The following is a 21,529-nucleotide window of genomic DNA, read 5'->3' on the forward strand; positions in this document are numbered from 1 at the left end:
AAAGCTTCGGCACGAGGGGGCAACGGATGTCACGGCGCACGACTCTGGCAATGGCGATGTCGGCGGTGCTCCTCGCCGTCGTGACAGGCTGCGGCGGCAGCGCTGGAGCCGGCGGGGCCGCACCCTCCGCGAGTGCGACGCCCCTCTGGGCGCTCGCCGAGCAGGAGCTCGGCGCCCTCGATGGCGTCGTCGAGGTCACGGTCGGGCACAGCTCGGTGACTCCCGATGACGATGAGGCCGATCCGAGCGACCCCGACGTCTGGGATATCTCGATCGGGGTGCGGCTGGCCGACGACATCGACGTGGAGCAGGCCGTCGTGGTGGGCGAAGCGACTCGCGAGTACTCCGAAGCTGCGGCGGGTGCCGGGCGGTGGGTCGCGCACGTGACGGTCGGCGGCGGAGAGCTCACCGACGACGATGTGGTCGCGCTCCCCTCGGTGCAGGTGGAGGTGTTCCCAGCCGAGACGGGGCCAGCCGAGAGCATCCGCTCGGCCTTCGCGGCGTTTGCGGTCGACGGCGTAACCTCCGTCGCGATCGGAACGGGCTGGCCTGCCGTGACCATCGGCGACCCGTCCGTGTTCACCACGGTGCACACGGCGCTGCGCCAACTGGACTCGTTTGCGGACGGAGCGCGGTACACGACCGCCGATGGTCGCCTCATCCTGGTGGACGTGCCGGAGCGGGTGACGCCAGAGGCGTTGAGCGCGATCGCCACGACCGCCACCGCGCACCCGGCGGCCGAGTTCGCGCTCGAGGCGGGCTATGACGGGCCCCGGTGGCCGCAGCTCTACGTGAACCGCGTCACCACGACCGAAGCGGAGGCCATCACCGCGGTGCTCACCGACCCGCGGCTCGCCGACGCCGACCCCGAGGGGTACCCTCTGGAGTTCTTCATCCGTGCGTATACCGACACCGGGTCGGTCGACACCGGCGGGACGTTCGGGGGCGTGCCGGCGGGGTAACGCCGTCGCAATGTGCGCGGCTCGCGGGCGCCGTGAGAGGTCAGTTTCCGCGCCAAGCGGGGTGGCGGAAGCGCAGAATGTGACCTCTCGCTGAGCCAGCCGGGAGGCGCTACTTCGCGGCCTTCGCCGCCGCTTTCGCCGCCTTCTTCGCCTCGCGCACCTTCGCGAGCGTCTCGGCACTCGTGATGTCAGCGACCGACATGAGCGCACCCTCCTCGCCGTAAGGGGCGGATGCTTCGCGCCAGCCCGCAGCGCTGAGACCCCGACGCTTGCCGAGCAGCGCCAAGAAGATCTTGGCCTTCTGCTCCCCGAACCCCGGCAGGGCTTTGAGCCGCTTCAGCACTTCGGCGCCGTCGGGTTCGCCGCGGGTCCAGATCGCGGATGCTTCGCCGCCCCACTCATCACGGACCGCCTCACACACGGCCTGCACGCGGCCCGCCATCGATCCCGGAAACCGATGCACGGCCGGCGACTGCCGGAACACCTCAACGAACGCGTCCGGGTCTTCGGCGGCGATCGTCGCGGCCTCGAGCGATCCCATCCGGTCGCGGATCTTCGCCGGGCCAGCAAAGGCCGACTCCATCGTCACCTGCTGGTCGAGCAGCATCCCGAGCAGCAGGGCGAGGTCGTCGCTCTCGAGGAGCTCATCGGCGGCAGGGTCACCCGTCAAATACATCGTCATACGCCGATTCTTGCACCGGGCGGTACTCCCCGCGAGAGGTCAGTTTGCGCGCCAAGGGGTGCGCGGTGGCGCAGAAAGTGACCACTCGCGACCGCATACAATCGGCGCATGCGCCCCACCGTCATCCTCGTGCACGGCCTGCGCACCTCGCACAGCCTCTGGCGCGCACAGGTTGAGGAGCTGGAACGGGAGGGGATTCCCACCCTCGCGATCGACCTGCCGGGGCACGGGCGGCGCATCGGGGAACGCTTCACCCTCGACGCCGCCATGAAGAGCATCGACGACGCCGTCGCGTTGGCTGAAGCATCCGGCGGCGGCGCGAGCGCCGGCAATGGGCATGGCGACGGCGCCAAGCCCTACCTCGTGGGGTTTTCGCTCGGCGGGTATCTCGGAATCGAGTGGGTTGCCCGCAACCCCGGCCGCGTCGCGGGGCTGCTTGCGGCGGCGTGCGGCACCGTGCCAAACCCGGTCGTGATGCACACGTGGCGCGGAATCGCGAAGGTCATCGGGCGGCTTCCGGACCGCGGGCTCGCCCTCAACAACCTCGCCGTGCGGCTGTTCGTGCCGCAACCGGGCGCCACCGATGTCATCTCGGGCGGGGTCGCGCTCGACGTCATGGATGACACGATCCGCGCGCTGCTCACGCTGCGTCCGATCGACAGCCTCCGTCGCATCCACGAGCCCGTGCTCTTCGTCAACGGCAAATGGGACCACGTGCGCGCCGACGCCGCCCGCTACCTCGCGGCCGCCCCGAATGCGCGACTCGTGACGGTGCCCGGCGCGAGCCATGTCGTCCCCGCCATCCGGCCACGCGAGTTCACCCGCGAGCTCCTCGCACACTACCGGGAGACAACCGGGCCGTGAGGTCTGGGTAGCGCACCATCGGGAGGGGACTGAAGGTGCACAAGGCAGACCTCACCGCTCAGGGGCTCGGGTCGAGCCGGGCTCACGGGTCGAGACGGGCGAGACGCGTCTGGGCGCGAGAGACTGCCCGTTCGGCACCGCTCAGGGTGCGCTTCGCCTCGTCGCGTGCACGGCGGATGCGGCGGGCCTCATCCTCCGCGTCAAACAGTTCGCCCTCGGCCTCGCGCAGTTGGCGCGTGAGTTCCTCGACCTCGTCGCGGAGTTTCGTGCGCCGCTCCGCCACGGCGTCGGCCTCGGCCCGGAGCCGCTCGGCATCCGCGTGTGCCGCCTCAAGCGCGGACTCCGCCTCCGCGAGTTCCTGACGCGCGCCCTCGGCCCCCGAGCGAGCACTGTCGGCACTGGCCCCGCCCGGCTCCCCACGCCTGGCGGCCCGCTGCGCCCGACTCGGGAACACGATGAGCGCACCACCCGCGCCGTCTGCACCGTCCCCGCTTCCGTCGCCAGCACCCCAGCCCGCCGCCGTGAGCGGCCGCACGAGCGCCCCCGCCTGCACGAGCGCCGCTGCATCCGCATCGGTCATGGCGGCCTGCAACGTTTGAGCGACCTCTTCGATGACGGCAGCGGATGCCGCACCCCCGAGCTCGTTCGCGAGCGCACCGCCCTGGCGCGCAAGCTCGCGCACGAGGGTTGCCCGCTGCCGCCCGAGCTCCCGCAGCCGGGGTGCGTCGAGGTCGTCCTGTGCCTCGCGGAGCGTCTCGCCGAGCGCCACCACCTCGGCGACCCGGTCGGCGCGGTGCCGGGCGAGCATGTTCACGAGCCATGCCGATGCGACGGGCTTGCGCAGCGCCCCGATGGCGGCGGCGAGCTCGGCATCACCGGCATCCTTCGCCTCCGCCACGAGCGCCGCACGCCGCACCGTGAATTCGGCGAGGGGCGCGCCGTAGAGATCGCGCGTCGCATCCTCAAGCCCCATGCTGCCTCCCTCGGCACAGTCTTGCGCAGCACCCTGGAGTGTCAACACCCCTGAAGACGGGTTTCGATACGGCCCTGGTCCTCCCTCGCAGGCTCGGTCGGCGAGGTTCGCACAATCGCTGGCGCGATTGCCAACAAGCGAACCGCGCTACTCAACCGGCGCGGACGGCTCAGCGCTCGATCGGGAGGCCAGCCTGTTGCCATGCGATCGTGCCGCCGGCAACGTTCACGGCGTCTACCTCGCGTGAGGAGAGAAAGTCGACGACGCGGGCGCTGCGACCACCGACGGCGCAGATCACGTACACGGTGCCGTCATCCGGGATTTCGGCAACCCGCTCGACAATTTCGCCCATTGGGATGTGGAGAACGCCCGGAACGCGGCCAGCCTGATATTCGTCGGGCTCACGGACGTCGATCACCACGGGCGACTCGAGGGCGGCGAGTTCGGTGACGCTGACTTCGCTCATTGCGTGGCACCGGGCTTCGAGGCATCCGGAGCTTCGTTCGCCTGCGCGACGATGCCGAGGGCGGCTTTGAGTCGCTCTTCGGCATCCGGGGCGGCCTGGGTTGCTTCGACGTTGACCTCGGTGACGGCCTGCACGATTTCGGCCCGCTGGATGACGATGCCGCGGGGTGCGTCGATGCCGATGCGGATGCCGTCACCACGGTTTTCGATGATGGTGATGACGATGTCGTCGCCGATGAGCACCTGCTCCCCCGGCTTGCGCGTCAACACCAACATTTGAACAGCCTAACCGTCATACGTCCAGCTCACAGCGATGCCGAGGTCACGCACCGTGTCGGGGGTCGTGGTGGTGTCCCGACCGACGGCGGCAACGGCCTGGGCCGGCAGCACGGCGGTGACGGCGTTGACCCAGCGGGCGGTGTCGTCGTGTTTGCGTCCGGCATCGACGGCCAACCACACCTGGTCTGGTTTGAGTTCGGCGACCGCTTGCGCCTGCGCCGGGATGGCGTCGTGGGCGCTGAGCCCGAAGGCCGCGATGACGACGCGTTCGCGCCGCACCCCCTGTGCCCGCACCGTGATGGCGTCGCGTCGCCCGTCGATGCGTTCGAGCCCTTCGGCGACGGCGGCCCCGCTGACGACCAGTTCGGTCTGCACCGTGAATGACATGGCGCGGGCGACGGCGAGCGCGTCACCCGCGAAGCCGACGACGACGATGAGGTCGCCAGCACCGTCGGCGAGGGGTGGGCATGGCGGGAACACCCCGGCATGGCTGCGCGACGAGATCATGCCGGGGATGGGCGGATGCTCGCGGTCGAAGTCGGTGACCGCCTGCAGGTCGTCGAGCACCTCGGCAAAGGTGCGGGTCGAGGTCGACACGAGTTCGGACTCGTCGTCGAGACCCGACTGCGCTTGGCCGGGCCGTCGCGCGCCAGCGACCTCCCCCTGCGGAGCGGGGCCAGCGGGGGAGCCAGCTGCGGGACGGGAAAGGCTCGCAGGCAGGCTGGCCGTGAGTGCCGCCGCGCTCGCCGCCCGCGCGGCGATGGGGTCATCGCTGAGCACGGTGCCGACGGGTGGGGCGCTGAGGGCGGTTTCTGCGGCATCCGCTTCGTCGAGGAGGGCGGCGATGCCGGCGAGCCTCGACGAGCCGAGGTCGTGCGCGTCGGCGGCAGGGGTGGGCCCGTCGGGCAGTTCGACCGTGACCTCGAAGCGGCGGCTCGCGAAGAAGCCGCCCACCCCGCCGGTCGTGATTTGTTCGACCGCGATGATGCGGGCATCCGGCCCGTGTTCTTCGGTGACGCGCTGCTTCACCTCGCCGAGCGAGGCGCCGTCAAGCCGGAATCTGCGCGGAGACACGGATCACCCCCACGGTTTCAATGTCTGCGTTCGCGGAGGTGACCTCCTGGTACGAGAGCACCGGCAGGCCGTTGGACTGCGCCGAGACGAGGCGCCGCACGGCGGGGCGCAGCGCAGGGGCGCACACGAGCACGGCGGAGTTTCCGGCCGCTTCGAGGCGCATGACGGTCTCTTTGAGGGAGGTGAGGATGCTCTCGATGGCGTGCTGGTCGAGCAGCAGCTGGGTGCCGAGCTCGGAGGGGCGCATGCTTTCGAGCATCGACTGTTCGAGGCCGGGGTCGATCATGATGACGCGGAGCAGGGTGCCGTCGAGGTGCCGGCTCGTGAGCGCCGGGCCGAGGGCGTGGCGCGCCGCCTCGATGAGCCCTTCCGGGTCGTTCGACACTTTGGCCCGCAGCGAGAGCGCCTCGTAGATGCGCGGGAGGTCGTTGATGGCGACCTGTTCGACAAGCAACCCCTGCAGCACACGCTGCACCTCGGCGAGGCTCAGCAGGGTGGGCACGAGCTCGTCGACGGCAGAGGGGTTCACCTGCTTGACGCCCTCCGTGAGCACGCGGACATCTTCGCGACTGAGCAATCGCGCGGCGTTGCCGGTGACGAGCGATGACAGATGGGTGACGAGCACCGAGACGCGGTCGATCACGGTTGCGCCAGCAAGTTCGGCGCTGTGCCGCATCTCGGTTGGCACCCATTTGCCGGCAAGCCCGAAGACGGGCTCGACCGTACTCTGGCCCGGCAGGGCGTCGAGGTGGTCGCCGAGGGCGAGCACCCGGCCCCGCGGCGCAATGCCCCGGCCGGCCTCGACCCCGGCGATGCGGATGACGTAGGTGCCCGACGGCAGTTCGACACTGTCGCGCGTGCGCACCGGCGGCACGACGACGCCCATCTCGAGTGCGATCTTGCGACGCAGCGCCCGGACGCGGGCGAGGAGATCATCGGATGCCCCGGTGACGAGGTCGACGAGGTCTGGCGCGAGCTGGATTTCGAGGGCGTGCACGCGCATCTGCTCGATGAGGTCTTCTGGGGTGTCGGGCTTGGCGGGTGCTGGGAGGAGCGCCGCGGCATCCGCCTCTCGCTGTTTCGCGGTCTCGCCGGCTTTGATGCGCTGCGCCGCGACGATGAGCACGAGGCCGACGATGGCGAAGGGGAGGATCGGCATGCCGGGGATGATGCCCATGACGAGGGCGGCGACGCCCGCGATTGTGAGCGCCTGGCGTGACTGTGTGAGCTGCCCAGACGCGGTCGAGCCCATGTCGCTGTCGGTGTTGGCGCGGGTCACGATCATGCCGGTGGAGACCGCCATGAGCAGCGCCGGGATCTGCGTGACGAGGCCGTCGCCGATCGTGAGGAGCGTGTAGGTTTCGACCGCCTCGCCGATCTCCATGCCGCGCTGCAGCATGCCGATCGCGATGCCGCCGATCACGTTAATGATGATGATGACGATGCCGGCGATCGCGTCACCCTTCACAAACTTCGAGGCCCCGTCCATAGCGCCGTAGAAGTCGGCCTCGGCCGAGATCTCGGCCCGGCGTTCGCGCGCCTCGACATCGGTGATGAGGCCTGCGTTGAGATCGGCATCGATCGCCATCTGCTTGCCCGGCATGGCGTCGAGGGTGAAGCGCGCGCCGACCTCGGCGACGCGCTCGGCACCCTTCGTGACGACGACGAACTGGATGACGATGAGGATGAGAAAGACGACGGCACCGATGATGAGCGAACCGCCGACCGCGACATGACCGAACGCCTCGATGACCTGGCCCGCATACCCGTCACCGAGCACAAGCCGGGTCGAGGCGACGTTGAGGCCGAGACGGAACAGGGTCGCGACGAGCAGCAGCGAGGGGAACACCGAGAAGTCGAGGGGCCTCTTGACGAACATGCTCGTGAGCAGGATGACAAGCGCGAACAGGATGTTCACGATGATGAGCAGGTCGAGCAGCCCCGACGGGATGGGCACGACGAGCAGCAGCAGGATGCCGACCACCCCGACGGGGACGGCGAACATTGTCAGAGAGCGTTTCATGCGAAGCCTTTCGCTGCGTTCGGTGCCGATGCCGGGAGTGCCGGCACGCTGGGAGTCGAGGGGGCGCCGACCGGGCGCATCATGGTGTGGGTGCCGGCCGCGGCACCGCGCTTCTTGAGCGCCATCACAAACGCGAGCACTCGTGCGACCGCGTCATAGAGTTCGACGGGAATCTCGTGGCCGAGCTCGCACTGCGCGTGAAGTGCGCGGGCGAGCGGGATGTCGCGCACCATGGGCACCCCCTTCTTGTCGGCCTCGTCGCGGATGCGGGTGGCCGTGAGGTCTGCGCCTTTGGCGACGACCCGCGGGGCGGACTTGCCCGACTCGTATTTGAGGGCGACGGCGACATGCGTCGGGTTGACGAGCACGACATCCGCACCGGCGACGGCTGCAATCATGCGGTTGCGGCTCATCGCGAGCTGCCGTGCGCGGCGCTGACCTTTGACGAGGGGGTCACCGTCGCTGTTCTTGTGCTCGTCCTTGACCTCTTTTTTGGTCATGCGGGTCTTCTTCATGTTGCGCTTCATCACTACGAACACGTCGGCGAATGCCAGCGCGAGCCCTGCGACGATCGCAAACTGGAGGAGGGCCGCCGTGCCACCCGCCGCCGCATCGAGCAGCGCCGTCACCGAGTTCGCCCCGGAGGCCATAAGCACGGGCATGAGGCTTTGGACGACGAAATACAGCACAAGCCCGACCACGACCGTCTTGAGCAGCGCCTTCGCCCCCTGCCATAGGGCCTGCGTGCCGAAGGTGCGGCCAACACCCTTCACCAGGTCGAACTGTTCCACCTTGGGCGTGAACTTCTTGAGGTGCACGCCGCCCTGCACGACCGCCCCCACAATGACGACGACAAACACGGCGACGAGCATGGGGCCGAGGGTGGCGAGCACCGAATCCATCCCCGCCCACAGCGCGTCGACCGCCGCCAACGGATCAGCCGACTTCGCAACCCTCGCCACCGCGAACATCTGCTCCGTCGCGGCCGTCGAAGCAAGCGCGATCGTCGTCGGAATCATGATGGCGGCAGCGCCGACCCCGAGCCACGCCGTGAGATCTTGCGACTTCGCGAGTTGGCCCTTCTCGCGCACCTCCTTCATGCGCTTCGGGGTGGCCTGCTCTGTGCGCTCGCCGGCAGGCTCGTTCGCCATCTACCTCACCCCCATGAGCAGGTCGACCGCGTCATCGGTGAGCGACGCCACAATGCCGGGGAGCGCCGCGAACAGCACAACGGAGAGGGCGAGTGTGAGAAAGATTTTGAGCGGAAACCCGAGCGCAAACGCATTCAGCGCCGGGGCGACCCTCGTGAGGAGGCCGAGCCCGGCATCCGCCAAGAAGAGCACGACCAGGAGCGGGCCCGCGATCTGCACGGCCGAGAGGAACATTTGCGAGACGGCCCCGACCATCGACTCGGCCGAGCCGGCAAGATCGATCGCGCCGCCGATGGGGAGCGCATCGAACGAGCGGGTGAGGCCGCCGATGACGAGGAGGTAGGCACCCGAACTGAACATGAGGGCGAGCGCCGACATGTGAAACAAGCGAGAGAACTGCGCGCCGTTGACCATAGAACCCGGGTCATACGCCTGCGCCATCTGAAACCCGCCGAACATGTCGATGAGGCTGCCGGCCGACTGCACTGCGGAGAAGACGATGTACACGAGAAAGCCGAGGATGGCGCCCGTCACCACCTCCTGCGCGAGCGCACCAAAGAATGCCGCATCATCGAGCGAAACGTAGTCGGCGGTGACGCGGGGGGAGACCGCGAGGGCGAGCCCGATCGCCAGCATCGCCTTGATCCGTGCCGGAAACGCCTGGTAGGAAAACGGCGGGGCGATCACGATGAACGCGGTCATGCGGACCGCCGCCAACATCACCGCCTCCAGCCAGGCGAGCTCGAGCACAACGGCCATGTCATCCGCCGCCGAGCAGGGTGGGGATCATCTCGAAGATGCGATGCGTGAAGCCGACCATCTCGCTGATCATCCAGTGGCCGGTGACGATGAGGGCGACCCCGACCGCCGCCGCCTTCGGCACAAACGACAGCGTCACCTCCTGAATCTGCGTGATCGACTGCAGGAGCGAAATCGCGAACCCCACCACGAGCGAGGTGATGAGGATGGGTGCCGAAAGCTTCGCAGCCACCACAAGGCCCTGGATGCCGATGTCGAGAACAGCGCCGGCATCCATCAGGCGTAACTCTCAATCAGGGAGGTGATGATGAGGCCCCAGCCGTCGACAAGCACAAAGAGCAGAATCTTGAATGGCAGCGAAATCATGGTGGGCGGGAGCATCATCATGCCCATCGACATGAGGGCGGCGGCGACCACGAGGTCGATCACGAGAAACGGCACGAAGATGACAAAGCCGATGATGAACGCGGCGCGCAGCTCCGAGATCATGAACGCCGGGATGAGGGTCGTGAGCTCGACGGCCGACATGTCGTCAGGGTTTTCGAGACCCGCCGCCCGGGTCATGAGGGCGAGATCTTCTTCGCGCGTGAACGACAGCATGAACTGCCGCAGGGGGGCGGATGCCGCCTCCAACGCCTGCGTGAAGTTCATGGTGCCCTGCAGGTAGGGCTGCACGCCGACCTCATTCATCTCGCCGATGACGGGCGCCATGATGAACAGGCTGAGAAAGAGGGCGAGGCCGGCAAGCACCTGGTTGGGCGGGATGCTCGGCAGCGACAGCGCATTGCGGGTCATCGCGAGCACGACAAAGATCTTGGTGAACGAGGTCATCATGAGCAGCAGGGCCGGGGCGACCGAGAGCAGCGTGATGCCGAGCAGGGTGACAATCGACGACGACGGTGTGCCGTTCGGGCCGTTGATCTCGACCGAAACCCCGCCGACCCCGTCGTCAAGCGGATTGATGGGCTCGGCATAGGCCACCTGCACACCCGTCGACATGGTGGCGGCAACCGCGACCACCGCCACCGCGACGAGGGCCGCGGTGCGGGCGATTGTTGGTTGAGCAGGCGCGCCAGCGCCGTATCGAAACCCTCGCGTATCGGTTTCGATACGGTCGCTGCGCGACCTACTCAACCAGCCAAACGCCGCCGTCATCGCGCTCGCCGCAGCGTGGTCGCCGCCTGGCGCCACGTGTCCATCGAGAGGATCGCGCTGCGCGCACCGAACTGCGGGCGGCCGAACAACTCGATGGGGGCGGACGGGCCGGTGAGCGCGGCATCCATCGACTTGGCGAATTCGGCTGCAGGCGCAACCTCCGCGGCAGGCACCTCGCCCGACTGCAACACGCTCACCGACTGCTCGGTCACGCCGAGCACAAGGCGCGCGCCATCGACGTCGATCACGACGACGGATGCTTTTGAGCCGATGCCCTGCTTCGCCACCACCGACACCGGGTTCACCCTGGCGACCCGCGGACCCTGCGAGAGGCGACGGTGCAGCCACCACAGCAGAGCGAGCACGGCGCCGAGACTCACCAGCACCCGCAGGCCGATCATGACGGTGTCCATGTCAGGCGATGCCGTCGGCGACGTCGAGGATGGTGGTGATGCGCACGGCGTAGTCCTGGTCGATCACGACGATCTCGCCGTGGGCGATGAGGCGGCCGTTGAGGAGGATGTCCGCGGGGGCCCCCGCGGAACGGTCAAGTTCGATGACGGCGCCCGGCTCAAGCCCGAGCACATCCCGCACCGACATGCGGGTGCGGCCGATCTCCACCGTCAACGCCATCTCGACGTTGTTGATGCGGCCGAGCTTGCCAGCAACCTCCTCGTTCGACTTGCGGGTCACCCCGCCGACGGCACCGGCCTCACGAATCCGGACCGCGAACCAGCCCACGACGCCACCATCCGCGGTGAGCTCGAAGACGGTGGCGGCTTTGTCGGCGAAGAGCGCCGAAGCATCCGACTCGCTCACAGCACCGAGCACCCCCGAACCGAGCACGGCCGTCGCCGCCTCAAACGCGGGTCGCACCACATCGGCGGGCGACACGACCGAGTCGCCGCCCGCAGCATCGCGGAGCGGCTGGCCGTCGAGCAACACGAGCGCCACATCGGCGGCCTGCGCACCAACAAACGATGCGGCGAGCGCCGACGTGGCCTTGCCGGCAGCGGTGCGCCCGCTTTTTGCCACAACGGGGGTGAGCACACCGGTCGTCGGCAGGTGCTGCACGAGCGCGTCGGCGGCGGCCGATTGCAGGGTGGGTGTTGTCGTTGCCATGGCGGTGATCCTTCGGCTGGTGGTCAGTGTGGTGATGGCGCGGCGGCGCGGCTAGTCGATGCCGACGACGACACACGCGAGCCTGGAGCCGTTGGCCCCGACCGCGGCGCGCGCGAGCGGCGTCCCCTCGACCGCGACCTCAAGAGGGCGATGCTGCGGGTGTGGAATGGGGAGGATGTCGCCGACGGCGAGATCCAGCACGGCCGACGGGCGCACCATCGCCGGTTCGAGGCGCAGCGACACCGACACGGGCGACGAGACGACCTGTTCGCGCATGAGGCGCGGGGCATCTGCGACCTCACCCATGGGGTTCGCTTCGCCGAGCTGCGGCAGCAGCATCTCGGACGGCATCGCGACGGTGGCAACCGAGACGGCATCGCCCACCTTGATGTCGAAGCTTGCGACGATCATGAGGTCGGTCGTCGCGGCGGCCTGCGCGAACTGTGAGTTGTATTGGAAGGCGTCGACCGTCATTTTGCGCACCAGCAGGGCACCGAGCGAATACCGCAGGTCTTCGAGCGCGTCATCCATGAGGCGGCTCACGAGCTCCTGCTCGATCTGCGTGAACTTGCGCTCGTCATCGATGACGGTGCCGCGACCGCCGAGCATGCAACTCACCCAGGTGAGGGCGGCGGAGGTGGGGAACTGGATGACGGCCTTCGGGCCGAGCCCCTCCACCGAGAGCAACACCATCGCGGTGGTCGACGGCAACCCGGAGGCGTATTCGTCGTAGGTGAACATGAGCACCTGCGTGCAGGTGACCTGCGAGAGCACGCGCACTTTGGCGGTGAGCTGCGTGCCCCACTGGCGGGCGAAGGTTTCAAACGCCAACTCGAGTACGCGCGAATGCTCACGGACGAGCGTTGTCGGGCGGAGAAAGTCGTACACCTCGACCGCGCCAGGCGCGCGCGAAGAGACGCTTGCGCCTGTGTGTTTCTGGACCGTCACATCCAGCACTATCGGCAGACCTGCCGAACTCGTTAGTCACTCGCTCAGCCGATCATCCGGCCCCCTGCGACATGAGATCGGGAATGAGCGAGCGCACGGCCTCCGGCAGGTCGGAGAGCACGACAATATCGACGCGGCGGTTCGTTGCCTGCGCCTCCGGTGACACCTCCGCGACGAGGGGTCGCGCCGAGCCGAAACCGACAGCGCCGATGCGGGTCGCCGGCACCCCCGTCCACTCGACCAGGTGTCGGAGCACCGTGGTGGCACGACCGGATGCAAGCTCCCAGTTTGTGGGGAACGGCGCGACCGAGGGGCGCCCGTCGGCATGCCCCTCCACCGTCACGCTGTGGTCGCTCTGTGCGATCACCGGGCCGGTCGCGTTGAGCACCCCCACCGCGACGGGGGTGAGGTCGGTGCGGTTCGTCGAGAAGAACGTTTCGGAGCCCACAAGCCGCACCGTGAGCCCGCGCTCGTCGATCGTGAACGAGACGGTGTGCTCGAGGCCGCCTGCCGCAAGATTCGAGCGGATCTGCTCGCGCAAGGCGATGAGCTCTTCGACCTCGGCTTGGGCGAGCTGGATGTCGGTGAACCCTTCACCCTCCTCCGAGACAAGTTCGGCGGGCACGACGACGCCGGCCGAGACATCCGTGGTCTCTGTTGGCTCTTGGCCGAAGCCGGTCGCGAGGGAGTTCTTGAGGGCGTCGAACTTCTCCTGATCGACAGCCGACATGGCGTAGAGCACGATGAAGAGACACATGAGCACGGTGACCATGTCCATATAGGAGGCCATCCAGCGCTCGTCTGGGCCGTCGTGTTCGGCTTCGACATGCTTGGTGCGGCGGCGTGAGAGACTCATGCGGCCTCCGGCTCGGCCTTCGCGCCCTTGCCGGGCTTCGACTTCTTGTCGCCCTTCGAGTCGGGGTCGCCCTTCGCGCCCTTGGCGCCCTTGGCGTTCTTCGATGAGCCGAGCGTGTCGGCCGGCACCATCGCTTTGAGGCGTTCGCCGAGCAACCGTGGCTGGCTGCCGGCCTGCACCGCGAGCACCCCCTCCATGAGCAGCACCATGCGCTCCTGCTCGATGTCGTTCAGGCGCTTGATGCGCGTGCCGATCGGAAGCCAGATGAAGTTCGCCGAGAGCAGGCCCCAGAGGGTTGCGACGAACGCGGCGGCGATCATGTGGCCGAGCTCGTCGGGCTCCGACAGGTTTTCGAGCACATGGGTGAGCGAAACGACCGTGCCGATGATGCCGACCGTTGGGGCGTAGCCACCGAGCTGACCGAAGAACTTCGACGCCGTGCGGCCGCTCGCGGCGCGCGACTCGATCTCATCCTCGAGCATGACCCGCAGTTCGTCGCCGTCGGTGCCGTCGGCGATGTTCTGCAGCGCACCCTTGAGAAACGGGTCGCTGACCTTGTCGGCCTCCTGTTCGAGCGCGAGCAGCCCCTCGCTGCGCGCCTTCTCGGCGAGCCCGACAACCTGATCGATCGTGTCCTGGGGCTTGAAGGTGCGGCCACGGAACGCAGCAGGCACGGCCTTGAACGAGGTGATCGTGTCGCGGATGGTGCCGCCGGCGATGCCGATTGCGAGCGTCGCCCCAAAGACAAGGAGCATGGGGGCGGGCAGCAGGAGCGAACTCACATGGGCGCCCTCGAGCGTGATCATCGCATACAGCGAACCGAACGCGATGGCGATGCCGATGATGGTTGCGAGGTCCATCAGATCTTCCTCGGGCGCAGGGGGACGGCGTCGGCTGGCGCAGCATCCGCATCACCGCTCTCAGGGACGAGGTCAAGGTGGGGCGGCGCCGACTCGAACGCGGCCGAGGTGTGGGCGAGCGCGATGACGCGAGCGCGATACAGCGCGATGCGGTCGATGACCTCGCTCAGCGTTTCGGTCACGATGTATTTGGCACCGTCGACCATGACGAGGGTCGTGTCGGGGCTCGCGTGAATGCGCTCAATGAGGTCAGGGTTCACCGCGAACTGGCGATCGTTCAACCGCGTGACAACTATCATCGTGCCCATCCATAGGTCTCAAAGTGCGCCGCCCATCCTGGGCCTGCACAGAGCACTATCGGCAGGGGCGCCGGGCCGGTTAGGTGTGCCCGCGAATGAGCTCTTTTCGGCGGGATGAGGTTGCCGCGGCGCGATCATCGCGCCGGAAACCGCTCATTCGCCTCCTGGCAGCGGCGAGCACACGAAACGGGGGCATGCACGCCGTGTGCGGCGAGCATGCCCCCGAAATGCGAGCAGCGGATGTCAGCGCTTGAGGTTTGTGAGCTCCTGCAGCACCTCGTCCGAGGTTGTGATGATGCGGGCGTTCGCCTGGAAGCCGCGCTGCGCCACGATGAGGTTCGTGAACTCCTGCGACAGGTCGACGTTGGACATCTCGAGCGCGCCGGCCGTGAGCTGACCGAGGCCGGCCGTGCCGGCGGTGCCGAGTTCCGCGTTGCCCGAGTTGAAGGTTGCGCGGTATGACGAGTTGCCCGCCTTCTCGAGCCCGCCAGGGTTCGCGAAGTTCGCGAGCGCGATGCGGCCGATCGCCTCAGAGGCCCCATTGCTGAACGAGCCGACGAGGGTGCCATCCGATGAGAGGGTGAACGACTGGAGGGTGCCGGCCCGGCGGCCGTCCTGGCCCGTGACCGACACGGTGGTGAGCCCGGCGAACCCGGTGATGGATGCCAGATCGACGGCGACCGCCGGGGTCGTCGTGAGCGCGAGCGTTCCGCCGGCTGTGAGGGCCCCATCGGTGAACTCGAGGGTGCCGGTGCCCACCGCGGTCCCGTTGTCGTCGGCCGCGACATCCCACCCTGTCGCCGAACGCGTGAAGGTGAAGGTGAGCGTGCGCGCGTTGCCATCGGTGTCGAAGATCTGCGTGTCACGGACGAGCTCGGTGCCCACCGCGGCATCGGCTGGCAGGTTGCCGCCGAGTGTCGCACTCGACGTCGTGACGGCGGGCGACACGGCATCGAGCGGCAGGGCGATGTCGCCAACAGCGCCGCCGTCGAGGATGACGCCGTTCTGTGCACCCCACCCCTGCACGATCGCACCGTCAGGGGTCACGAGGCGACCCTGCGCGTCGAGGTCGAAATTGCCGGCGCGCGTGTAAAGCTCGTCGCCACCGGAGCGGGTCACGAAGAATCCGTCGCCCGAGATCATCATGTCGGTTGAGCGACCGGTCGCCTGGGCCGAGCCCTGCGCGAAGTTCGTCGAGATGCCGGCGACGCGCACACCGAGCCCGATCTGGGCCGGGTTCGTTCCACCCTGCTCCGCCTGCGGCCCGGCGGCCCCCTGCGTGAGCTGCGACAGGGTGTCTTGAAACTGGGTGGCCGACGCCTTGAACGCCGTCGTGTTGACGTTGGCAATGTTGTTGCCGGTGACGTCGAGCATGGTCTGGTGCGAGCGGAGGCCGGAGATGCCGGAGTAGAGCGAACGAAGCATGGTGGTTGACCTTTCAGTGGTGGGTTCGTGACGTTCAGGCGGCGGACTTGGTGGTGACGCCGGAGATGAGGTCGAGGTCGACGTCGACCCCGTTGATGGAGACGGTGGGCACCGAGGCGGCGAACGAAACAGATTCGGCGATACCGGTCACGGTCTCGCCGTTCTTCTCATAGCTCACCTCTTTGCCGACGAGGGATGCCGCAGCGATCCGCATTTGCAGCGAGAAGTTCTCTTCGTTCAGTGTCGTGAGGGTCGTGAGCTGCTCCATGGAAGCGAGCTCTGTCGTCTGCGTGATCATCTGATTGGTGTCCATGGGCGAGCTCGGGTCTTGATTGCGCAGCTGCGTCACAAGAAGCGAGAGGAACACCTCGCTGTCCATGGTCTGTTTTGGCTCGCGAGTCGTGGTGTTCGTTGTGTACATGCTCGTTGCCTGCGTGGCGGCGGTCGCATCGATTGCCATGGCGTTCCTTTCGTTTCTGTGCGGTGGGTGAGTTGGTCAGGGTGGTCAGGGTGGTCAGGGTGGTTAGGGTGGTTAGGCGAGAATGTCGATGCCGGCTGGGGCCAGCCCGGTGACAGTTCGGGGCGTGTCGGAGGTGCTGAGTTCGGGCGTGCCGGGGGCTCGTTGCTCCCGTTCGCTGCGGGTGTCGCCGCGCCGCTCGCCCTGCCCGTCACCGGCGATGTCGAGGGTTGCGGCCTGCTGCCCCTGGCTCTGGCTTTGCTGCCCGCCCGCCGTGAGCGAGGGGGCGGTCATCCCGAGCGCGACGAGGTCGCGCCGCAGATCGCCGAGGATGCCTTTGAGGGCTTCACGGCCGGCGTCGCTCGGCGCGATGAGTTCGATGCGCATGCCGTCGGCACCGAGGTGGGCTCGCACCGTGACCGGCCCGAAATTCTCCGGGGTGACGCTGACGGTGATGACATGTTCGCCGGCGCCTGCGGTGCGCAGTGTCGCGATCGGCTTGACGAGTTGCGCGGCGAAATCCTGCGGCACCGGCGCGGATGCTGGGGTCGCGGGTGCGGATGCTGCGGCACTCGAACCCGAGGTGACCTGTGTTGGCGCGACCCCCGCCGCCGCGGAGCCCTCGCCGGCCGACGCAGCCACCGCCGCTGACCCGGCGGGTGCCGGGGTGGGGGCGGATGCGGCATCGGGGGTTGGTGCAGCGGTTGTCGTTGTGGCTGTTGCTGAGGCGGCCGCGAGCGGTGCGTCGGGGGATTTCGCGGTGGATGCTGGAACCGGCGTGGCGCCGCCTGCGGAACCCGCGTCCGCCCCCGCGCCCGCGCCGGCTCCGGCTCCGGCTCCGGCTCCGGCTCCGGCTCCGGCTCCGGCGAGGGTGCCTGGCGCGGTGCCTGCGGCGGTGCCTTGCGCGACGTCAGCCGAGACTCCGGGCGCGGCTGCGGCGACGGCATCCGCGGCGTGCGCAGTTGCAGCGACTGCGGTAGCAGCGGCTGGTGCGGTAGTTGCAGTCACGGTGCGTGACGCGGCAGATGTGGCGGACGCGACGCCGGCGGACGCGATGACCGTGCCCGAGGCGGTGGCAGTGGCTGGCGCGGTAGGCGAGGTAGCGGGAGTCGCGGCATCCGCCGAGGTGCCTGCGGCACGGTGAGTTGCGGCACGGGATTCTGCCGCGGCGAGCGTGGGGTTGCCTGCCGACCCGGTCGCGGCAGCTCCGCTCGCGGCAGCTCCGGCAGTGGCGGCTTCGGTGGAGGCGGCAACTCCAGCAGCTGCAATAGTCCCGGCAACTTCGCTGGCGGCGCCCACCGGCCCGAAGCCTGTGCTCGGTGCCGTGCCGGGCTGCGCGGTGCCGCCGAGTGCGGGGCGCGGAGCATCCGCACTCTCGCCCTCGCCAGCCCCGCCCGCGGCACCCTCCGCGGCGCCCTCCGCGCCTGCCCCGCCCGTGCCTGCCTCACCCGCTCCAGCCTCCGCGACCTGAGTTGCCCACGTTGCACCTTCGTCGCCCGCGTGAAGAGCCGTTCTGGGCAACTCGGGGCCCGCGCCGAGGTGCGTCGCCGATTCGCCAACCCCGTGAGAGGTCGATTTTGGCGCTTCACCCCCATCGGGTTGCGCAGAATTTGACCTCTCACGCGAGGTAGGCGAGCCCGAGCTAACCGAGCCCGCGCGCGCACCCGGGGCTTCGAGCGAGTCGACGGCGCCCTGCATGACGGCGCCGAACGCATCCGTTGCTTCAGCGGTTCCGGCAGTCTTGGCGCTGCGGGCCGCCACCGGTGTGCCGGAGAGGAGGGTGAGCATGCTCATGAGCGTGGGGTGTTCCCTTCCGTGTCGCGCCGCCGCGAGGTGGAGGCGAGCTCGTCGAGGAGTTTCTGCTCCTGCTGCAGTTCTTCAAATGCGACCCGCTCGTCGTGCTTGCGCTCGAGCTTTTCGAGGCCGATCGTCTGGGCGCGGGCCTGTGAGAAGGCGGATGCCGCGGCATCCGCCTCGACTTTGAGCCCGTCTTCGAGCGCGGTGAGGTCTGCAAGGGTGCTGCGCAGCGAGGCGCGCCCGGCGGCGACGGCGTAGAGCGTTGCGGAGCTGGTCACGTCGGTGCTGCTGGCGCCGAGTGCGATGCGGGCGCGTTCCTGGCTGACACTGTTGTCGTCGAGCCGGCCGCGCGCCGTCGAGAGTTCTCCGGCGGCGAGCTCTTGCTGCAGCTGCCGCAGTCGCAGCAGCCCGGCGAGCGAGAATCCTTTGCTCATGCCCCGACCCCCATCCCGCGCACGAGTTCGTCGAGGCGTCGCCACGAGTCGGCGGCGGTCGTGCGCTCCGTCATGGGCTGCTGCAAGAAGGCGTTGATGGATGCTTCGTGGTCGACGGCCGCGTCGACGAGCGGGTTGGTGCCGCGCTGGTAGGCGCCGACGTCGAGCAGGTCTTGCGCCGATTGGCGTGCGGCGAGCACCCGGCGGAGTGCGGTTGCCGCGGCACGCGAGGCGTCAGTGGTGACTCGGCCGGCGACGCGCGAGACGGAGCCGAGGGCATCGACGGAGGGGAAGTGCCCGGTGATGGCGAGCTTGCGGTCGAGCACGACGTGCCCGTCGAGGATGGAGCGGGCAGCATCGGCGATGGGTTCATTGTGGTCGTCACCATCGACCAGCACCGTGTAGATGCCGGTGACCGATCCGGATGCTGCGGTCCCGGCCCGTTCGAGCAGTTGCGCGAGCAGGGAGAAGGTCGATGGCGGGTAGCCGCGCGTTGCCGGCGGTTCGCCGACGGAGAGTCCGATTTCACGCTGGGCCATGGCCACCCTGGTGAGGGAGTCCATCATGAGCATGACGTCGGCGCCGTCATCGCGGAATGATTCGGCGATTCGCGTTGCGACGAACGCTGCTCGCAGGCGCATGAGCGCTGGCTCGTCTGAGGTGGAGACGACGACGATTGAGCGCGCGAGGCCCTCTTCGCCGAGGTCGTCTTCGAGAAATTCGCGCACCTCGCGGCCTCGTTCGCCGACGAGCGCGATGACGCTCACTTCGGCTTCGGTGCCGCGCGCGATCATGGAGAGGAGCGATGATTTGCCGACACCAGATCCGGCGAAGAGGCCGAGTCGTTGGCCTCGGCCTGCGGTGGTGAGGGTGTCGAGCACGCGAACGCCGAGGGCGAGCGGGGTGTCGATGCGGGCGCGCTGCATGGCGGGTGGGGTGTCGTTGTGAAGTGGGACCCAGGATGCGGCGTCGAGGGGGCCTTTGCCGTCGATGGGTCGCCCGAGGCCGTCGACGACACGCCCGAGGAGTCCGCGGCCTGTCGGCACCAGCACCGGCCGGCCTTTCGGTCGGGCTGGCGCACCCGGCACGACGCCGGTCATCCGCGAGAGGGGCATGCAGCGCGCACCCTCGCGTGTGGTGGCGATGACTTCGGCGTCGATGGGGGCCTGAGCATCACCGATCGCGATGAGCTCGCCGACAGCGCATTCGACGCCGACGATTTCGATGCCGAGCCCGACGACCGATGAGACGGTGCCGACACGCTGCGGCTGCGCGACCCGCACGGCGTCGGCGAGCCGACTCGTGAAGGTCGCGCCGGGGAGCGTGGCGGCGGCGGTCATGCCGGGCCGTCCAGGAGGGCCGCTTTCGCCCGGGCGATCGCGGTGCCGATGCGGGCGTCGAGGTAGCCGTCGGCGAAGTCGACGACCGCGTCTCCCGGCTGGAGTGTCGCGTCGGCGCTGTAGGTGACGCCCGCGACGAGGGCAATCTCGTCGAGGGCGGCCTGCGTGTCGGGGTGCAGGCGCACCACGAGCACGACGTCGGGGTCGACAGTGCGCAGTGCTCGCGTGACGGCCGCTTTTGCGCCGGTCGCCGTGTCGGAGATTTCTACGCCGATGATCGCCTCGGCGAGCTCAATGGATGCCGCGGCGATCGTCGCCTGCGCTTCGTCGAGCACGGGCGCGGCCCGGTCGTTGACGGCGTCGACTGCGGCGGCGAGCAGCGCGGCGAGCGAGTCTGCCCGACGGCGGGCGTTTTCGAGGATGACGGCGTGTTCCGCTTCGGCCCGCTGGCGTTCGGCGCGAAGGGTCTGTTCGGCGGCACGCATTCCGGCGGCGTAGCCGGTGGCGTGTCCGCGGGTGCGCGCCTCTGCCTCCGCGAGGCCGGCGGTGTCGCCGATCGTCGGGAAGGTGAGCTGATTGAACCGAACGTCAGTAGACATAGTCTTCTTCCTCGGCGCGCTGCACAGTGATGGTGCCTTCCGATGCAAGGTCTCGGATGGCGCGCACGATCTGCGAGCGCGCCTCTTCGACCTGTGAGAGCCGCACTGGGCCGAGGGCGCTCGATTCGTCGTCGAGGATTTCGCGGTTGCGCTCGGAGAGGTTCGAGCGGATGACCTCGATAACGACTTCGGAACTGCCTTTCATCGCGACGGCGAGCACCGCAGCGTCGATGCCGCGGAGAACCTGCTGCACGTCGCGACGTTCCAGCTTGGTGATGTCGGAGAAGGTGAGCATGCGCGAGCGCACCTCCTCCGCGAGTTCGGGGTCGCGCTCGTCGAGCGCTTCGAGGAGGGCGCGCTCGGTGGCGACAGTCGAGCGGTTGATGATGTCGACGAGGGGCTGCACGCCGCCGACGATTTCGACGGAGTCGCGGGCGGAGACGACCGCACCGGCCCGACCTTTGAGCACGTCGGCGACGACGCGGACGGCTTCTGGGGTTGCGCTGCCCATCGTGGCGATGCCGTGCGCAACTTCGGTGCGGAGTTCCTCGTCGAGCCCGGCCATGATCGCCGAGGCCTGCTCGGCGCGCAGGTGGGCAAGCACGAGCGCGACGGTCTGCGGCAGTTCGCCGTCGAGGAGGGTCACGATCTGGTTCGGCTCCACCGCCTCGATGAACTCGAACGCTTTGCCGGCCATCGAGGAGGCAACCCGGTTCATGACGCCGGCGGCGCGTTCGGCGCCGAATGAGGCCTCGAGCAGGCCGACGGCGATATCGCGGCCACCGCGGGCATTCGACCCGCCCCGCGTTGCGAGGTCGTGAAACTCGGTGAGCGCGCGATCCGCGACGATCGAGTCGACACGCTTGAGGCGCACGATCTCGGCGACGATCTCTTCGGCCTCGGTCTCGGTGAACTGCTTCAGCACTTCGGCCGCCCGGTCGTGCGCCATGTTCATGAGCACGATTGCAACTTTTTGGGTGCCAGAGAGCCCGGTCTGCACGTCGG

At 68.5% G+C, this 21,529-nt stretch carries 25 protein-coding genes; 2 read left to right on the top strand and 23 right to left on the bottom strand.

The features are described from left to right. Window positions 1-26: 26 nt before the first annotated feature. A complete protein-coding gene (locus ACY48M_RS10540; protein WP_462820243.1) occupies window positions 27-962 on the top strand; it encodes a hypothetical protein in 936 nt (311 codons plus the stop codon). Between the two features lie 109 nt (window positions 963-1,071). Here the strand turns inward: ACY48M_RS10540 and ACY48M_RS10545 are convergent, their stop codons facing one another. Then, a complete protein-coding gene (locus ACY48M_RS10545; protein WP_462820244.1) occupies window positions 1,072-1,644 on the bottom strand; it encodes an HhH-GPD-type base excision DNA repair protein in 573 nt (190 codons plus the stop codon). Window positions 1,645-1,752: 108 nt separating this feature from the next. Here ACY48M_RS10545 and ACY48M_RS10550 point away from each other — a divergent pair, with 108 nt between their 5' ends. Next, window positions 1,753-2,508: an alpha/beta fold hydrolase gene (locus ACY48M_RS10550; RefSeq protein WP_462820245.1), complete on the top strand. Its 756-nt coding sequence runs from the start codon at window positions 1,753-1,755 to the stop codon at window positions 2,506-2,508. An 82-nt stretch (window positions 2,509-2,590) separates the two neighbouring features. Here ACY48M_RS10550 and ACY48M_RS10555 read toward each other — a convergent pair whose 3' ends face one another. From ACY48M_RS10555 to fliG, 22 genes are all read right to left on the bottom strand, one after another. Then, the gene (locus ACY48M_RS10555; protein WP_462820246.1) at window positions 2,591-3,529 is read right to left on the bottom strand and encodes a hypothetical protein; all 939 of its coding nucleotides are present in this window, start codon (window positions 3,527-3,529) and stop codon (window positions 2,591-2,593) included. Window positions 3,530-3,650: 121 nt separating this feature from the next. Next, window positions 3,651-3,947 carry a rhodanese-like domain-containing protein gene (locus ACY48M_RS10560; RefSeq protein ID WP_462820247.1) on the bottom strand — a complete coding sequence of 99 codons (297 nt, stop codon included), beginning with the start codon at window positions 3,945-3,947 and terminating at the stop codon, window positions 3,651-3,653. Further along, a complete protein-coding gene (locus tag ACY48M_RS10565) occupies window positions 3,944-4,222 on the bottom strand; it encodes a carbon storage regulator (RefSeq protein ID WP_462820248.1) in 279 nt (92 codons plus the stop codon). The genes ACY48M_RS10560 and ACY48M_RS10565 overlap by 4 nt, the downstream gene beginning before the upstream one ends. Before the next feature lie 9 nt (window positions 4,223-4,231). After that, a complete protein-coding gene (locus ACY48M_RS10570) occupies window positions 4,232-5,299 on the bottom strand; it encodes a hypothetical protein (protein WP_462820249.1) in 1,068 nt (355 codons plus the stop codon). Then, entirely contained in the window at window positions 5,274-7,322 is a 2,049-nt protein-coding gene (locus ACY48M_RS10575; protein ID WP_462820250.1) for a flagellar biosynthesis protein FlhA, read from the bottom strand. Before ACY48M_RS10575 ends, ACY48M_RS10570 begins: the two co-directional genes overlap by 26 nt. Then, window positions 7,319-8,473, bottom strand: a complete 1,155-nt coding sequence (locus tag ACY48M_RS10580) for an EscU/YscU/HrcU family type III secretion system export apparatus switch protein (protein ID WP_462820251.1) — start codon at window positions 8,471-8,473, stop codon at window positions 7,319-7,321. The genes ACY48M_RS10575 and ACY48M_RS10580 overlap by 4 nt, the downstream gene beginning before the upstream one ends. Then, window positions 8,474-9,232 carry a flagellar biosynthetic protein FliR gene (locus ACY48M_RS10585; protein WP_462820252.1) on the bottom strand — a complete coding sequence of 253 codons (759 nt, stop codon included), beginning with the start codon at window positions 9,230-9,232 and terminating at the stop codon, window positions 8,474-8,476. It abuts the gene before it with no gap. 1 nt (window position 9,233) lies between these two features. Beyond that, on the bottom strand, window positions 9,234-9,509 hold the full coding sequence (gene fliQ, locus ACY48M_RS10590) for a flagellar biosynthesis protein FliQ (RefSeq protein ID WP_462820253.1): 276 nt from the start codon (window positions 9,507-9,509) through the stop codon (window positions 9,234-9,236). Continuing rightward, window positions 9,509-10,231 (bottom strand): flagellar type III secretion system pore protein FliP, encoded by a 723-nt coding sequence (gene fliP, locus ACY48M_RS10595; protein ID WP_462820544.1) that lies wholly within the window; start codon window positions 10,229-10,231, stop codon window positions 9,509-9,511. The genes fliQ and fliP overlap by 1 nt, the downstream gene beginning before the upstream one ends. 152 nt (window positions 10,232-10,383) lie before the next feature. Beyond that, entirely contained in the window at window positions 10,384-10,800 is a 417-nt protein-coding gene (locus tag ACY48M_RS10600; protein WP_462820254.1) for a FliO/MopB family protein, read from the bottom strand. 1 nt (window position 10,801) lies between these two features. Then, a complete protein-coding gene (gene fliN, locus ACY48M_RS10605; RefSeq protein WP_462820255.1) occupies window positions 10,802-11,509 on the bottom strand; it encodes a flagellar motor switch protein FliN in 708 nt (235 codons plus the stop codon). A gap of 51 nt (window positions 11,510-11,560) precedes the next feature. Further along, complete coding sequence (locus ACY48M_RS10610; protein ID WP_462820256.1) at window positions 11,561-12,457, bottom strand: flagellar motor switch protein FliM; 897 nt, start codon at window positions 12,455-12,457, stop codon at window positions 11,561-11,563. A gap of 52 nt (window positions 12,458-12,509) precedes the next feature. Further along, window positions 12,510-13,313: an OmpA/MotB family protein gene (locus tag ACY48M_RS10615; RefSeq protein WP_462820257.1), complete on the bottom strand. Its 804-nt coding sequence runs from the start codon at window positions 13,311-13,313 to the stop codon at window positions 12,510-12,512. Then, window positions 13,310-14,173 carry a motility protein A gene (locus ACY48M_RS10620; protein ID WP_462820258.1) on the bottom strand — a complete coding sequence of 288 codons (864 nt, stop codon included), beginning with the start codon at window positions 14,171-14,173 and terminating at the stop codon, window positions 13,310-13,312. The genes ACY48M_RS10615 and ACY48M_RS10620 overlap by 4 nt, the downstream gene beginning before the upstream one ends. Further along, window positions 14,173-14,472 carry a flagellar FlbD family protein gene (locus ACY48M_RS10625; RefSeq protein ID WP_462820259.1) on the bottom strand — a complete coding sequence of 100 codons (300 nt, stop codon included), beginning with the start codon at window positions 14,470-14,472 and terminating at the stop codon, window positions 14,173-14,175. Before ACY48M_RS10625 ends, ACY48M_RS10620 begins: the two co-directional genes overlap by 1 nt. 243 nt (window positions 14,473-14,715) lie before the next feature. After that, window positions 14,716-15,897: a flagellar hook protein FlgE gene (locus ACY48M_RS10630; protein ID WP_462820260.1), complete on the bottom strand. Its 1,182-nt coding sequence runs from the start codon at window positions 15,895-15,897 to the stop codon at window positions 14,716-14,718. A 34-nt stretch (window positions 15,898-15,931) separates the two neighbouring features. Then, complete coding sequence (locus ACY48M_RS10635) at window positions 15,932-16,357, bottom strand: flagellar hook assembly protein FlgD (RefSeq protein WP_462820261.1); 426 nt, start codon at window positions 16,355-16,357, stop codon at window positions 15,932-15,934. Between the two features lie 72 nt (window positions 16,358-16,429). Continuing rightward, window positions 16,430-18,148: a flagellar hook-length control protein FliK gene (locus tag ACY48M_RS10640; RefSeq protein ID WP_462820262.1), complete on the bottom strand. Its 1,719-nt coding sequence runs from the start codon at window positions 18,146-18,148 to the stop codon at window positions 16,430-16,432. Further along, window positions 18,145-18,585 carry a flagellar export protein FliJ gene (locus ACY48M_RS10645; protein ID WP_462820263.1) on the bottom strand — a complete coding sequence of 147 codons (441 nt, stop codon included), beginning with the start codon at window positions 18,583-18,585 and terminating at the stop codon, window positions 18,145-18,147. Before ACY48M_RS10645 ends, ACY48M_RS10640 begins: the two co-directional genes overlap by 4 nt. Beyond that, window positions 18,582-19,925, bottom strand: coding sequence for a FliI/YscN family ATPase (locus ACY48M_RS10650; protein WP_462820264.1), 1,344 nt, complete (start codon window positions 19,923-19,925; stop codon window positions 18,582-18,584). The genes ACY48M_RS10645 and ACY48M_RS10650 overlap by 4 nt, the downstream gene beginning before the upstream one ends. After that, window positions 19,922-20,524, bottom strand: coding sequence for a FliH/SctL family protein (locus tag ACY48M_RS10655; protein WP_462820265.1), 603 nt, complete (start codon window positions 20,522-20,524; stop codon window positions 19,922-19,924). Before ACY48M_RS10655 ends, ACY48M_RS10650 begins: the two co-directional genes overlap by 4 nt. Beyond that, the gene (gene fliG, locus ACY48M_RS10660) at window positions 20,514-21,524 is read right to left on the bottom strand and encodes a flagellar motor switch protein FliG (RefSeq protein ID WP_462820545.1); all 1,011 of its coding nucleotides are present in this window, start codon (window positions 21,522-21,524) and stop codon (window positions 20,514-20,516) included. Before fliG ends, ACY48M_RS10655 begins: the two co-directional genes overlap by 11 nt. Window positions 21,525-21,529 lie beyond the last annotated feature (5 nt).

This window comes from Homoserinimonas flava (assembly GCF_054969005.1).

Excerpts from the sequence above, each read along its gene's own strand:
- ACY48M_RS10620 (WP_462820258.1), bottom strand. The coding sequence starts at position 14,173 with ATGGACCTCGCAACCATCATCGGCATCGCCATCGCGTTCGGTTCGCTG.
- ACY48M_RS10650 (WP_462820264.1), bottom strand. The coding sequence starts at position 19,925 with ATGACCGCCGCCGCCACGCTCCCCGGCGCGACCTTCACGAGTCGGCTC.
- ACY48M_RS10540 (WP_462820243.1), top strand. The coding sequence starts at position 27 with ATGTCACGGCGCACGACTCTGGCAATGGCGATGTCGGCGGTGCTCCTC.
- fliN (WP_462820255.1), bottom strand. The coding sequence starts at position 11,509 with ATGGCAACGACAACACCCACCCTGCAATCGGCCGCCGCCGACGCGCTC.
- ACY48M_RS10545 (WP_462820244.1), bottom strand. The coding sequence starts at position 1,644 with ATGACGATGTATTTGACGGGTGACCCTGCCGCCGATGAGCTCCTCGAG.
- ACY48M_RS10655 (WP_462820265.1), bottom strand. The coding sequence starts at position 20,524 with ATGTCTACTGACGTTCGGTTCAATCAGCTCACCTTCCCGACGATCGGC.
- ACY48M_RS10580 (WP_462820251.1), bottom strand. The coding sequence starts at position 8,473 with ATGGCGAACGAGCCTGCCGGCGAGCGCACAGAGCAGGCCACCCCGAAG.
- ACY48M_RS10575 (WP_462820250.1), bottom strand. The coding sequence starts at position 7,322 with ATGAAACGCTCTCTGACAATGTTCGCCGTCCCCGTCGGGGTGGTCGGC.
- ACY48M_RS10635 (WP_462820261.1), bottom strand. The coding sequence starts at position 16,357 with ATGGCAATCGATGCGACCGCCGCCACGCAGGCAACGAGCATGTACACA.
- ACY48M_RS10625 (WP_462820259.1), bottom strand. The coding sequence starts at position 14,472 with ATGATAGTTGTCACGCGGTTGAACGATCGCCAGTTCGCGGTGAACCCT.
- ACY48M_RS10585 (WP_462820252.1), bottom strand. The coding sequence starts at position 9,232 with ATGGCCGTTGTGCTCGAGCTCGCCTGGCTGGAGGCGGTGATGTTGGCG.
- ACY48M_RS10565 (WP_462820248.1), bottom strand. The coding sequence starts at position 4,222 with ATGTTGGTGTTGACGCGCAAGCCGGGGGAGCAGGTGCTCATCGGCGAC.
- fliQ (WP_462820253.1), bottom strand. The coding sequence starts at position 9,509 with ATGGATGCCGGCGCTGTTCTCGACATCGGCATCCAGGGCCTTGTGGTG.
- fliP (WP_462820544.1), bottom strand. The coding sequence starts at position 10,231 with ATGTCGACGGGTGTGCAGGTGGCCTATGCCGAGCCCATCAATCCGCTT.
- ACY48M_RS10550 (WP_462820245.1), top strand. The coding sequence starts at position 1,753 with ATGCGCCCCACCGTCATCCTCGTGCACGGCCTGCGCACCTCGCACAGC.
- ACY48M_RS10645 (WP_462820263.1), bottom strand. The coding sequence starts at position 18,585 with ATGAGCAAAGGATTCTCGCTCGCCGGGCTGCTGCGACTGCGGCAGCTG.
- ACY48M_RS10640 (WP_462820262.1), bottom strand. The coding sequence starts at position 18,148 with ATGAGCATGCTCACCCTCCTCTCCGGCACACCGGTGGCGGCCCGCAGC.
- ACY48M_RS10600 (WP_462820254.1), bottom strand. The coding sequence starts at position 10,800 with ATGGACACCGTCATGATCGGCCTGCGGGTGCTGGTGAGTCTCGGCGCC.
- ACY48M_RS10630 (WP_462820260.1), bottom strand. The coding sequence starts at position 15,897 with ATGCTTCGTTCGCTCTACTCCGGCATCTCCGGCCTCCGCTCGCACCAG.
- ACY48M_RS10615 (WP_462820257.1), bottom strand. The coding sequence starts at position 13,313 with ATGAGTCTCTCACGCCGCCGCACCAAGCATGTCGAAGCCGAACACGAC.
- ACY48M_RS10560 (WP_462820247.1), bottom strand. The coding sequence starts at position 3,947 with ATGAGCGAAGTCAGCGTCACCGAACTCGCCGCCCTCGAGTCGCCCGTG.